The 12,559-nt window shown below is 65.4% G+C and carries 10 protein-coding genes; 2 read left to right on the top strand and 8 right to left on the bottom strand.

Translation table 11 applies throughout. From position 1 onward, the window contains the following. Window positions 1–8 precede the first annotated feature (8 nt). Window positions 9–1,646, bottom strand: a complete 1,638-nt coding sequence (locus ACR42D_RS07470; RefSeq protein WP_484566201.1) for a peptide-binding protein — start codon at window positions 1,644–1,646, stop codon at window positions 9–11. A gap of 199 nt (window positions 1,647–1,845) precedes the next feature. On the opposite strand from ACR42D_RS07470, the gene ACR42D_RS07465 reads away from it, so the two are divergent. Together ACR42D_RS07465 and ACR42D_RS07460 are read left to right on the top strand one after the other, a co-directional pair. Then, window positions 1,846–5,055: a DEAD/DEAH box helicase gene (locus ACR42D_RS07465; protein WP_484566200.1), complete on the top strand. Its 3,210-nt coding sequence runs from the start codon at window positions 1,846–1,848 to the stop codon at window positions 5,053–5,055. A gap of 104 nt (window positions 5,056–5,159) precedes the next feature. Next, window positions 5,160–6,044: a hypothetical protein gene (locus tag ACR42D_RS07460; protein WP_484566199.1), complete on the top strand. Its 885-nt coding sequence runs from the start codon at window positions 5,160–5,162 to the stop codon at window positions 6,042–6,044. 18 nt (window positions 6,045–6,062) lie between these two features. On the opposite strand, the gene ACR42D_RS07455 is transcribed toward ACR42D_RS07460, so the two are convergent. Genes ACR42D_RS07455 through trsM form a run of 7 tightly spaced genes read right to left on the bottom strand, consistent with a single transcriptional unit; the run spans window position 6,063 to window position 12,557 of the window. Next, the gene (locus ACR42D_RS07455; protein ID WP_484566198.1) at window positions 6,063–6,662 is read right to left on the bottom strand and encodes a histidine phosphatase family protein; all 600 of its coding nucleotides are present in this window, start codon (window positions 6,660–6,662) and stop codon (window positions 6,063–6,065) included. Continuing rightward, entirely contained in the window at window positions 6,659–7,795 is a 1,137-nt protein-coding gene (locus tag ACR42D_RS07450) for a DVU_1551 family NTP transferase (protein ID WP_484568450.1), read from the bottom strand. The genes ACR42D_RS07455 and ACR42D_RS07450 overlap by 4 nt, the downstream gene beginning before the upstream one ends. Continuing rightward, entirely contained in the window at window positions 7,795–8,799 is a 1,005-nt protein-coding gene (locus ACR42D_RS07445) for an XdhC family aldehyde oxidoreductase maturation factor (protein WP_484566197.1), read from the bottom strand. Before ACR42D_RS07445 ends, ACR42D_RS07450 begins: the two co-directional genes overlap by 1 nt. Window positions 8,800–8,802: 3 nt before the next feature. Then, window positions 8,803–10,092 carry a DVU_1553 family AMP-dependent CoA ligase gene (locus ACR42D_RS07440; protein ID WP_484566196.1) on the bottom strand — a complete coding sequence of 430 codons (1,290 nt, stop codon included), beginning with the start codon at window positions 10,090–10,092 and terminating at the stop codon, window positions 8,803–8,805. Continuing rightward, complete coding sequence (trsS, locus tag ACR42D_RS07435; RefSeq protein WP_484566195.1) at window positions 10,073–11,452, bottom strand: radical SAM (seleno)protein TrsS; 1,380 nt, start codon at window positions 11,450–11,452, stop codon at window positions 10,073–10,075. The genes ACR42D_RS07440 and trsS overlap by 20 nt, the downstream gene beginning before the upstream one ends. Beyond that, complete coding sequence (locus ACR42D_RS07430; RefSeq protein WP_484566194.1) at window positions 11,449–11,904, bottom strand: DVU_1555 family C-GCAxxG-C-C protein; 456 nt, start codon at window positions 11,902–11,904, stop codon at window positions 11,449–11,451. The genes trsS and ACR42D_RS07430 overlap by 4 nt, the downstream gene beginning before the upstream one ends. Next, entirely contained in the window at window positions 11,904–12,557 is a 654-nt protein-coding gene (gene trsM / locus ACR42D_RS07425; RefSeq protein ID WP_484566193.1) for a DVU_1556 family methyltransferase, read from the bottom strand. The genes ACR42D_RS07430 and trsM overlap by 1 nt, the downstream gene beginning before the upstream one ends. Between the last annotated feature and the right edge of the window lie 2 nt (window positions 12,558–12,559).

The raw sequence follows: 12,559 nt of genomic DNA, 5'->3' as shown, positions 1-12,559 counted from the left end.
CATCCGTCTTACGGCTGATGCTGCAGCCTGCGCGGTATCCACCACTTCTCGGAGTTGTAGCCTATCCCCGCCGGAGCCGCCTTGATATTCTGTATCCGGGCCTGGACGATGGGCAGGGACATGGGGATGTAGAGAAAACAATAGGGCACTTCGTCGTGCAGGATCTCCTGCACCCGGTCGTAGATGGGCTTGCGCTCCTCCTCCCCGACCAGGTGCCGCCCGCGATCGAGCAGTTCGTCCAGTTCGGGGTTGATGTAACGGATGAAGTTGAGCCCCCCGTCCACGGCCTGAGACGAGTGCCAGACGTTGTAGATGTCAGGGTCCTGCAGGATGTTCCATCCCATGATAATAGCGTCGAAACGCCCCTTGTCAATGAACTCCTTGACGAACGCGGCCCACTCCACCGTGCGCAGGGAGACCTGGATGCCGATGTCCTTGAGCCGCTGCTGCAGGATGACGCCGGTCTTGATCCGCTGGGTGTTGCCCTGGTTGGTGATGATGGAGAAGGCGAAACGCTTGCCGTCCTTGTCCAGCCAGCCGTCGCCGTCCGAGTCGGTCCAGCCCGCCTCGGCCAGCAGTTCGCGGGCCTTGGCCGGGTCGTATGCGCGCGGCTTGACGTTCGTGTCGTACTGCCAGGTGCCCGGCTTGTACGGCCCGTTGGCCGCCTCGCCCAGCCCGTAGAGAACGCCCTTGACCAGTTCCCGCCGGTCGATGGCGTAGTCTATGGCCTGGCGCACGCGCACGTCCTGGAAAAAGGGATGCTTGAAATTGAAGCCCAGGAAGGAGTAGCCGAAGGCGAGGAACTTGAACTTGCGGAAGCCGCCGTCCCAGCCCGGCCCCGAGGTCTGGTAGAGGTACTGCAGCGGGTCCAATCCCATCATGTCGAGGTTCCCGGCTTTGAGCTCCAGAAACTGGGTGCCCATGTCCGGAATCATGCGGTAGACGAGGCGGTCGATGTACGGCTTGCCCTCGAAATAGTTCGGATTGGCCTCGAGCACGATCCGGCTGCCCGCGATCCATTCCTTGAGCATGTACGGTCCGGCCCCCACGGGCTGGCGGCTGTACTTGGTGTCGACAATGTTCTCCCCTTCCAGGAGGTGCTTGGGCAGGATGTCCGTGGCCCAGGAGACCAGCGCCTTGGCGAACGGCTGGTCATAGGTCGCCTCAAAGGAGAACTTGCCGGTCTTGCGGAACTCCTTGACCAGCTTGAAGTTGCCCGCATAGGCCGTGGGCGTCTTGGGATCGATGGTCAGCCGGTAGGTGAACTCCACGTCGTCGGCCGTGAGCTGGACGCCGTCGGTCCAATAGATGTCCTGGCGCAGTTTGAACTTGAGCAGCTTACCGCCGTCCAGGACCTCGTAGGATTCGGCCGCGTAGGGCACCAGGTTGATGTCCTTGTCGTATTTCAGCAAGCTGACGTAGATTTGGCCCCCGATCGTATGGGAGGGTTGGTCCGAGGACAGGATGGTGATCAGGTTGCTCGGTTCGCCGAGCATGGGCTGGACCAGGGTGCCGCCCTGTTCGGGCTCGGCCGGGATGTCCGCAGGGTTGACCGGGGGCACGGGCGTGGCAGGTCCGCCGCCGTCGGAACAGGCGAACAGGAGCATCAGGCAGAGCAAGGCCGCTAGCAGGTTATCGAGTCTCATTTTCCCTTGCAAAAACAATTTGGTTGGACCATACAATTATGCGAGCATGACTGACGTTCCCAGTATGGACCAACAGGTGCGAAAAGCCAAGGGTCCACTTGGACATGGGGGGGAAACAAATCCAGCTTGCCCATTGCCGGAGTTATATGTAAGAAGTTCTGTTCGATTTTATTGACATGATGATTTCGTGAGACTTTCGATGAGCAGCGGTGAAGAACAGATAGTCAAATCCATCCTACAGGATTTCATAGGCGACAGCGTCCCGGATTACATCCTGGAAAGCGCCCATGGAATCGTGGCCGAGAACGGCGTATCCAAACTGGACCTCAAGAAGCGGGAACAGTATTGGGACATCGACGGCCAGGTGCAGGGCGACGATTTCCAGAACTATACCTCGGAAATCGGACTGAACCTGTCCGACAGGACCATTAATTACTACTGCAACTGCCCGGATTCCTTTTCCGGGGTCTGTCGTCACGTGGCCGCCACGGCGGTCAAGCTGCTCAAGTCCCTGGACACCGAATCCGGCGGCGAGATGCCCACCCCGCGCACGGACTGGCGCCAGACCTTCCGCCCGTTCTTCGCCACCGAGCTGGAGCCCGAGGCCGGACGGCATTATCTCATCTACCGCATCTACCCCGAGCTCGGCCGGCTGCAGGTCGCCTTTTTCCGCGCCCGGCAAAACAAATCCGGCATCTCCCAGGTCCAAAACGAGGTCACCCTGGCCCAGATCGTCGAGAACCAGGACTGGTGCGACACCTCCCCGGCCCTGCCCGGCGTGGCCGAACAGATCGGCCATTACCTCGACTACTGGGGCCACAAGGTGGAGATTCCGGCGGGCCTGCACTCCTGGTTCTTCCGTGCGGTCAAGAACGAGTATTACCTCTACCTGCGCGAGACCGACCAGCCCGTGACCATCGAGTCCAAGACCATGCAGCTGAAGCTCTCGCCCGCCCTGAGCGAGGACGGCCTGAACTTCGACATCCTGCTGGCCAGAGAGGACAAGATGCCCTTCCCCATCACCGATGAGGAGGAGATATATTTCTACGGACGCCTGCCGCTGTGGGTCTACTACAAGAACTCCTTCTACCCGGTGCAGACCGGGCTGGACCCCAAGCTGGTCCAGGGCATGGTCGAGCAGAAGCCCATCGTGCCCCACGCCGACGTGTCCGAGTTCCTGGACCGCGTCTGGACCCAGATTCCGGTCAGCGACCTCTACGGCCAGGAGGACTTCCTGGAACGCGTGGGGCCCATATTCCAGGACGCGGACTACGATCCCAAGCTCTACCTGGACGAGGAAGGCTCCCTGCTCGTGCTCAAGATCCAGAACATCTACGCCAACGAGCACGGCGAGTTCATCATGCCCGGCCCCAACCCGGACCTGCAGACCGGTTCCTACCACGAGGGCGGCAAGTCCTACCTCATCCGGCGCGCCCAGGACGAGGAGGCCCGGCTGCTGACCGAGCTCCAGGAAATGAATTTCCAGCCCAGGAACAATCACATCTGGTTCATGGAGCAGGAGGAGGCCATCAACTTCCTGCTCGACTTCTATCCGCAGCTGGTCGAGGCCTACCGGGTCTACGGCGAGCAGAACCTGACCCGCTACAAGGTGCGCACCACGCAGCCCGTGGTGGTGGCCGAGGTGGAGAGCGACGAGGAGGACAAGTGGTTCAACCTCGAGCTGTCGGTTCAATACGACGACCAGAAGGTGCCCATCGAAGTCATCTGGGAGGCGTGGACCAAGGGTAAGCGCTACGTCCAGCTCAAGGACGGCTCCTACACCAGCCTGCCCGAGTCCTGGCTGAACAAGCTCGGCCACAAGCTCAAGGCGCTGGGCTTCGACCCGGAAAAGGCCCCCAAGCAGCAGTTCAACCAGTTCGAAGCCCCGGTGCTCGAAAAGATTCTGGAAGACCTGCCCCAGGCCCAGACCGATGAATTTTTCGTCAAGCTGCGCGAGAAGATCAACAACTTCGACCAGATCAAGATCATAGCCCAGCCCAAGGAGTTGCAGGCCACCCTGCGCCCCTACCAGATCCAGGGTCTGAGCTACCTGAACTTCCTGCGCGAGTACGGCTTCGGCGGCATCCTGGCCGACGAAATGGGGCTGGGCAAGACCATCCAGACCCTGTCCTACATCCAGTCCCTGGTGGACAGCGGCATCACCGGCCCGAACCTGATCATCGTGCCCACCTCGGTGCTGCCCAACTGGGAGCGCGAGGCCCAGAAGTTCGTGCCCAACCTGAAGCGGCTGACCATCTACGGGGCCAAGCGCGAGGGATTGTTCCAGCACATCAAGGACTCGCACCTGGTCATCACCACCTACGCCCTGCTGCGGCGCGACCTGGACGAGCTGCTCAAGTACGAGTACGCCAGCGTCATCCTGGACGAGGCCCAGAACATCAAGAACCCGAACACGATCACCGCCCGCTCGGTGCGCAAGCTCGACGCCGGACTGCGCGTCTGCCTGTCGGGCACGCCCATCGAGAACAACCTGTTCGAGCTCTGGTCCCTGTTCGAATTTCTCATGCCCGGCTTCCTGGGCTCCCAGCACAGCTTCCAGCGCGGCATCGTCAAGCCCATCAAGGACGGCGACGAGGAGACGCTCGACTACCTACGCACCCGGGTCAAGCCGTTCATCCTGCGGCGGACCAAGGCCGAAGTGGCCAAGGACCTGCCGCCCAAGATCGAGACCACCCACTACTGCGACCTGGTGGACGAGCAGCGCGAGCTGTACAACGCCCTGGCCAAGAAGCTCAAGGACCAGGTCCTCAGGGATGTGGACGAGAAAGGCATGGCCAAGAGCCAGATGTCCATCCTGGACGCCCTGCTCAAGCTCAGGCAGATCTGCTGCCATCCGCGCCTGCTCAAGCTCGACATGCCCGGCGTGTCCACCAACCTGCCTTCCGGCAAATTCGACGCCTTCAAGGACCTGGTGGTGGACATCATCGAGGGTGGGCACAAGGTGCTCGTCTTCTCCCAGTTCGTGCAGATGCTCCACGTCATCCGCAACTGGCTGCAGATCCGCGAGATCCCGTTCGCCTACCTGGACGGCTCGTCCAAGGACCGCTTCGACCAGGTGGACCGGTTCAACGACAACCCGGACATCCCCATCTTCCTCATCTCGCTCAAGGCGGGCGGCACCGGCCTGAACCTGACCAGCGCGGACTACGTCATCCACTACGACCCGTGGTGGAACCCGGCCGTGGAGAACCAGGCCACCGACCGTACGCACCGCATCGGCCAGAAACGCCAGGTCTTCGCCTACAAGATGATCTGCCAGAACACCGTGGAAGAGCGCATCCTCAAGCTCCAGGAACAAAAGAAGGACGTCGCCGAGGCGATCATCCCCGGCCAGTCCGCCCTGAAGAGCCTGACCCGCGACGATCTCGAGATGCTTTTCGAAATTTAGGTTAAATAGGAAACATTCCTATTTACTTCTCCGGTCTCTCCTGCTAGTCCAGACCCCACGCCTGTTGACGGCGTACAACCGTTGGATTTACTTGTAGAGGCATCATGATACATCCCATGCACAAGATATACGACCTAGTCACCTTCACCTTCGACCCTCTGCACCACTTCTGGGAAAAGGATTCCACCCAGCGGACCGTGGCCGGGTTCCTGGTGGTGGTCTTCGTCCTCGGACTGATCACCATCGAAATGAAACGCCAGGGCTGGATCACCGGGCCCGTCGGGGAGATGATCCCCACCAGCCACTTCATGGCCATCAACCTGGCCTTTACCCTGGTCCTGATACTCGAAGTCATCGGCCTGATCTTCACCCTGCCCTGCTCCATCTCCAAGTCCGTGGGCAAGCAGTTCGAAATCCTGGCCCTGATCCTGCTGCGGGACGCCTTCAAGACCCTGGCCGACTTCCCGGAGCCGATCACCATCACCGGCCACGAGACGGAACTGTGGACGCTCATCTCGGACGGCTGCGGAGCCGTGGTCATCTTCTGCCTGCTCGGCGTCTACGCCCTGCTGCGCCGCAACCTGGACGAGACCCTCAAGGGCGGCACCCGCCTGTTCAAGTTCGTGGCCGCCAAAAAACTGGTCGCCCTGGTCATCCTGGCCATCTTCCTATACATGGGAATCCACAACGGGCTGCTCGTCCTGCGCGGTGAGCACCCCCATCATTTCTTCAAGAATTTCTATACGGTGCTGATCTTCAGCGACATCATGCTGGTGCTCATCGCCCAGCGGTTCCTGCCCGAGTTCCGGGCGGTCTTCCGCAACTCCGGGTTCGCCCTGGCCACCCTGCTCATCCGGCTGGCCCTGACCGCGCCGCCCTTCTACAACGTGGGTATCGGCATCGGCTCCGCAGTCTTCGCCTGCCTGCTCACCCTGGTCTACAACACCTTCTACTCGAGCAATTCGAAGTACGTCCAAAAGCGGCCCTAGGCCCGGCCGGACGTCCCGTCACAGCAATTCGCGCACGGTCCGGGCGAACACGTCGTCCGCGACCAGCTCGAACGTGCCGTCCGCGCGCAGGACCGTGCACCGGGCATAGCCCGGCGTGAAGCGGAACAGCCCGTCCAGGGGGTGTCCGGTCACGCGGCAGAGCACCGCGCGGATCACGCCCGCATGGGTCGCGGCCAGCACCGGGCGCGGCCCCCTGGCCAGTTCCTCAAGCGCCGCCATGGCCCGCTCGGCCACGTCCTCGAAGCTCTCGCCGCCCGGCACGCGGTAGCTGCCCAGCCGCTTGCCGCGCGCCGCGTATTCCTCGGGAAACCGCCTGCGTATGGTGTCGAAGTCCAGACCGTCCCACTCGCCCATGTCAATCTCGTCCAGGGCGGGCAGGGACTCCACCTCCATGCCGAGCCTGGCGGCCAGCGGCTTGAGGGTGTCCAGCGCCCGCCCCGCCGGGCTGGAGCACAGCCGCGCGAACGGGATCGCGCCCAGCTCCTCGGCCAGTTCGCGGGCCTGGGCCAGACCGTCGGAAGAGAGGGGCACGTCCGTACGGCCCAGACACCTTCCCTTGCCGTCTTCTATCCGTCCGTGGCGCAAAAGAATGATCATGCCAACGCCTCCCTGGCCACGGCCTCGGCCGAACCGTCCATCTCGCGGTCGAACCGGGCCATGACCGCCTCGGCGCGGCCCATCCGCCCCCGGATGGCCTCCTCCGCGCCCTCCTCATGCCTGTACATCTCCACCTTCTCCAGATAGCGGCCCCTGAGGGGGACCGGCCCGTGACAGCGGACCAGTTTGTCGGCCAGAAAGACGACCTCCTTTTCGGTGATGGGCGCGTCGTCGGCCAGGGCCACGTCGAAATGGGCGGCCACGATGTCGGCCGCGTCGGAAAATCCGTGTTCGCGCAGCAACTCCGCTCCGGCGGCCTCGTGCCGTTTGGTCCCCTTGCCGATGTCGTGGGTCAGGGCCGCGCCGAGCACCAGTCCGGGGTCCAGCCGGACCGCGCCGGGCCGCGCGTCCAAACGCTCATTGAGCCGTCCGCACAGGGCCTGCGCCACCCGGGCCACGGCCCGGCAGTGACCGGCGATGTGGTCCGAGACCCCCTGCATCCGGACCAGCGCCCCGCACTCGTCCTTGAGCGGATAGCCGATCCCGGCCACGGCCAAAGCCAGTTCATAGTCCTCGGGATGGTCCAGGTCATGGACGGTCCCGAAATCGGCAACGTCCAGGTCGCGGGCGTCGGGCTCGAAACCGTCCAGTACCGACCGCAGCCCGCCTTCCCCGTCGTGGGAGAGGATGGCCGGAACAACCTCGCCGCCGATCAGCGGCGGATGCCCGCGCTCCCCGTTGAACCGGGGATAGAGCACGGCCGGGCGGGCGCGCCGGAATTCTTCCATGAGCCGCCTCACGGTCTCGGGCCTGACCAGGGGGATATCCGCCGGGAGCATGAAGAACCCTTCCGCACCGCCCTTCAGGGCCCGCACCCCGGCCAGGACCGAGGTGTACATGCCCTGCTCGTAGGCCGGGTTGTGCACGGCCATGGCCCCGGCCTCCATGGCGCAGGCCGCCACCTCGTCCGCCCGCTTGCCCGTAATCACCACGATGCGCTCCACGCCGCATGCCGCAAACAGCCTGATGCAGCGCGACAGAACCGTGCCGCCGTCGAGCGGCAGCAGCGGCTTGAACCGGCCCATGCGCGAGGACAGCCCGGCCGCCGGAATGATCGCCGCCAATTCTTTCATCACGCCTTGCCCGCCCTTACCTGGATGAGCTCGCCAACGATGCTGACCGCGATCTCCTCCGGGGTTCGTCCGCCCAGCGGCAGGCCGATGGGACTGGTGCAGCGGTCGATGTCCGCCTGGGTGAAACCGTCGGACAACAGGGATTCATAGACCTGATTGCGCTTGGTGGAACTGCCGATCATGCCCACGTAGCGCGCCTTGGTGCGCAGGGCTTCGGCCAAAACATTGCGGTCGTGCAGGTGCCCGCGCGTGACGATGACCACGAAGGCCTCGGCGTCGTCCTTGAAGGAATCGCAGCACCCGGCAAAGGACGGCAGGACGATCACCTCGTCCGCCTCGGAAAAACGCTCGCGGTTGGCGAACTCCTCGCGGTCGTCCAGGACCACGGTGCGGAAACCGACCATGGCCGCCACCCGCGCGGTGAACCGGGACACGTGCCCGGCCCCGAAGATATACAGCGGCGCGGGGGGGATGAACGGCTCGGCCAGGACCATGGGATCGCTGTCCCGCGTGAAGACCGGCACGTCGCTGTCCGGCCTGCCCTGAGCCAACTCATGCCCAATGACACGCGGACCGCCCCCGCTACTGTTCGCGCCGTCGATCCGGGTGGTCAGAGCCGCGGCGACGCCTTTGCGCAGCAGCCCGTCGAGTTCACTGTAGACGCGGGCGCATTCCCCGCCGGGCATGGCCTTCTCCAGGAGCATGGACAGGCCCCCGCCGCAGATCATATCAGAATTGGCGGCCAGTTCCTGGGTCATGTCCACGAACATCATCCGAGCCTCGCCGTCGGCCGCGCCGGAGCGCAGCATCTCCTGGGCCGCCCGGCAGGCGCGCGCCTCAGCCAGGCCGCCGCCCACGGTGCCGATGATGGTTCCGTCCCCGCGAACGGCCATCTTCGCGCCCGAGGACCTGGGCGTGGAACCGGAACTCTCCACCACCGTGACCAGGACAAAGGGAACATCGGCCCCGGCCAGTCCGGCCACGTCACGCACAAACGCTTGCATCAATCAACTCCCTATGGCTATGCGCCGCTTTTCCAGACCGGCAACGGCTGGTTCCGCGCCTCGCCTGTTCTCGATATCCACCTCAAGGCTCCCGTTGGCAAGCCCCCCGGCCACCACGGGCAAATTCTTCAGGGCCGCCAGAACGGTCTCCTTTGGGACGTCGCCGCACACGGTCAGGTGCAGCGTGTCTCCCTCCAGCCGGGCCGCGAAGTCCGCCAGCCCCGGCACGCCGTACAAAATCTCGTTCAACTCCCGCAGGGTCAGCGGCCCGGAAGGCAGCGGCACGCCGTCGCGCCTGCGCCTGACCAACGGGTCCAGCCTACGCAACGGACTGCCGCAGCCGCACTCCCCGGCCAGGATGCGGCCCACGTCGCCGGTGCGGTAGCGGATGAGCGGCATGCCCAGCTTGAGCGGCGTGGTCACGACCATGTCGCCGAACTCGCCGTCCGGAAGCAGCGCGCCCGTGTGCGGGTCCACGATCTCGACGTAGACGTCGGTCTCGCGCAGGTGCATGCCCGAGCCGAGCCGACACTCCACGGCCCCGCCCAGGCCGGTCTCGATCATGCCCCAATGGCGGAAGACCCGGCAGCCCAGCCGCCCGGCCACGCTCGCCCGGACCGCATCCGGGATCACGTCCCAGCACAACAGTGCGGACCGGATCGCCCCCTTGGGCAGGCCGCGCGCCTCCCAGGCGTGGGCCAACAAGTTGATGTGGGCAGGGGAACCGACCACGCAGGTGGCATTCTCCGCCAGACAGCGGTCCACGGCCTCCCCGGCGTCCGTCAGTTCGCCGGAGGCCACGGCCCGTGAGCCATGGTGCGACAACGCCTCATCGAGCAGCTGCCCCACCCCGCCGGGGCGTGTTCCGGGCAGGAGCACCAGCGCGGTGCCGCCCGGCTCGACCATGTTGGCCATGCCCCAGCCGAAGAAATCCACCGTGGCCGCAAGGTCGTCTGCGGTATGGAAGATGCGCTTGGGCTCGCCCGTGGTCCCGGAACTGGACAGGGTGACCACCCGCTCGATCGCGTCGCGGGACACGCTGAGCAGCGCGTCCGGGTTGTCCCGCAGGTGGTCCGGCGTGATCATCGGCAGCCGGGAAAAGTCTTCCAGGGAACACAGGTCCGCGCCGCGCACGCCGGACAGATGACGGTTGTAGACCGGACTGCCCTGCCGGGCGTGGTCGACCAGTTCTCTCAGCCGCTCAAGCAGCCAGCCGCGCAGCTCGGAAGCGGACGGGACCGTGTCCCGGTCCATGCGCCCGGCCAACCAGCAATCAAGATTCGTTCGTCCCATGACACTTCCCCCGGTACAGGGTTTCGCCGTCCATGGACGTCAGGTTGTATGCGCAGAACGGGATAAGCCGACCATCCGGCGAGACCTCGTGGATGCAGCACCCCTTGAGCCGCTCCAGATCCAGGGTCCAGCAGTCCTGGAAGGCCATGGCCGACACGGCCAGGGTGTGGGTGGCCGCCCGCCGGATGAAGGCGTCCAGGGCGTCTTCCGGGCCGCCGGTAACGGGGCCGCCCGGGTCGGCGTCAAAGGCCATGGGCAGTTGCAGGTCCGGCGCACTCCACTGGCGCTTGACGAACGCCTTGGCCGCGTCCGCCCCTTCCGATGCCGGGCGCGGCGTGCATCCGCAGGCCCCGCCCGATGAGAGCCGGGTTAAACCGCCCTGCCCGGTGACCACGTAGTTGGCGTGGAAGGAACAGAAGGCGTGCTCGCAGCCCGGTGGCCGAAAGTCGCCCGCCCTAAGCATGCCGCCGGTCTGGGCCTCCAGGCCGCGCATGATCTCGGGCAGGGTGATGCGCTCGTCGTCCCCCGGCTGCTTCGGGTAGCGCCCGAAATAGCTGACCGGCTGGAAATGGACCCCGCGCACGGCCGGGGAGCGGTCCACGGCCAGCCGGAGTATCTCGCCGAGGTTGCCGTCGTTGACGCCCGGCACCAGCGTGGGCACCAGGATGATGCCCACCCCGGCCCCGGCCAGGGCGTCCAGGGCCGCCAGTTTGGTCTCGAGCAACGGGCGGCCCCGCAGGGCCTGATAGATACGGTCCTCGGTGCCGTCGAACTGGAGGAAGACCGAGTCCAGCCCGGCCTCGGCCAGCCGGGCCGCGTAGCCCGGTTCGCGCCCCAGCCGCAGCCCGTTGGTATTCAGCTGGATGAACGGAAATCCCCTGGACTTGCCCAGCCGGATGATCTCGGGAAGGTCCTCGCGCACCGAGGGCTCCCCGCCCGAGAGCTGGATGTTGCAATGTCCGGAGGCCGACTCCACCCGGTCGAACAGAAAGCCCAGTTCCCCCATGGACGGATCGGGGGGAGCCGCCTTGCCGGACGAGGCGAAGCAGACCGGGCAGCCCAGGTCGCAACGCCATGTGACCTCGATGAGCGCGGTGCAGGTATGCTGGCGGTGGGCGTCGCACAGCCCGCAGTCCAGCGGACATCCCCGCTCAACAGGCGTGAACGCCGTGCGCGGTCCTGACGGGACCTTGGGCCGCGCCCAGGAATCGAAAGACGGTTCGCCGCGCCAGACCACGGTGCGGAAATCGCCGTGGTCCGGGCAGGTCTTGATCAGAAAGGTCTCGTCGCCGGCGGTCTCGTGGCGGGCCGGAATCGGTTTCAGGCAGACCGGGCAGACGCTCCTGGGGCTCAGGCTCACGGCAACTCGCGTCCCTCGGCCGGGTCCAGCCCGTTGTCCACCAGGATCTCGCGGACCTTGGCGTTGGCCTCACCTATCAGCCCGCCGCAGCGGGTGGGATGGGGCTGGCCGCATCCGCCGTCCAGGATGGCCGCGCAGGTGGTCCCGCCGTATTCAAGGGTCCGCTCCGTGAACCAGTCGCGCAGGGACTCGATCATCACCGGCAGACACTCCTTAGGCTCTTCCATGTCCATGCCCTTGCCCGCGTACAGGCCGAGCGCCAGGGTCGCCCCGGTGAGCACGCCGCACGGCCCGGAGCAGTCGCCCAACCCGTCGCACAGACCTCCGGCGGCCCGCACCAGGTCCGGGTCCTCGCGCCCCATCTCGTCCAGGGCCATGAGGACCATCATCTGGCTGCAGCAATATCCTTTCCCGGCCAATTCCATGACCCGGAGTCCGGTGTCGTCCAGCATCAATAGGCTCCTTGCTTTTGCGCGATCATCAGAAAATAGCCAAGCCCCCGCCCGCAGCCGCAGGAAGCCCCCTCGCCGGTCCAGGCGAGACGGGCGGCCAGATCACGCAGGTGGGAGGAATGGTCCTCCAGCACATCGATGGTGAAGCCGTGGTCGCGGACCAGACGCGCGATCTCGGCCAGTGGAGCGGCCCGGTCCGCGCAGGATGCGCCGCCGCCCACGGGGGAACCGGATGCGCACAGGTCGGACAGGACCAGGGCCCCGCCGGGCCTCAGCACCCGATAAAATTCCTTGAGCCCGCCGGGCCGGTCGTCGAACAGGGACAGGACGCACTCGCAAAACAGGGCGTCGAACGTCCCGGACCGGAAAGGCAGCCGGTCGCCATAGCCCCGGACGAGTCCAGGCACGCCGTCGGCACGCCAGATCTGATCGGCGGACGGTTCCACGCCCCAGGCCTGAACGCCGTAGCGCGAGCGCAGCCGGGCCACGGTGGCTCCGAGCCCCGCGCCCACGTCCAGGACGCGCTGCCCGGGCAACAGGCCGATATGGTCGGCCGCCCGGTCGGTCAGCGCGAACCCGCCCGGCCGGAGCGTCTCCCCGGCAACGGCGCGCAGTTCCTCACGCTCCCACAACGGGCGCGGCGCAAGGGACACGG

The organism is Pseudodesulfovibrio sp. lm2024 (assembly GCF_051175575.1).
GTDB lineage: Bacteria > Desulfobacterota > Desulfovibrionia > Desulfovibrionales > Desulfovibrionaceae > Pseudodesulfovibrio > Pseudodesulfovibrio caledoniensis.
This window is presented reverse-complemented; position numbering and strand designations above follow the sequence as displayed.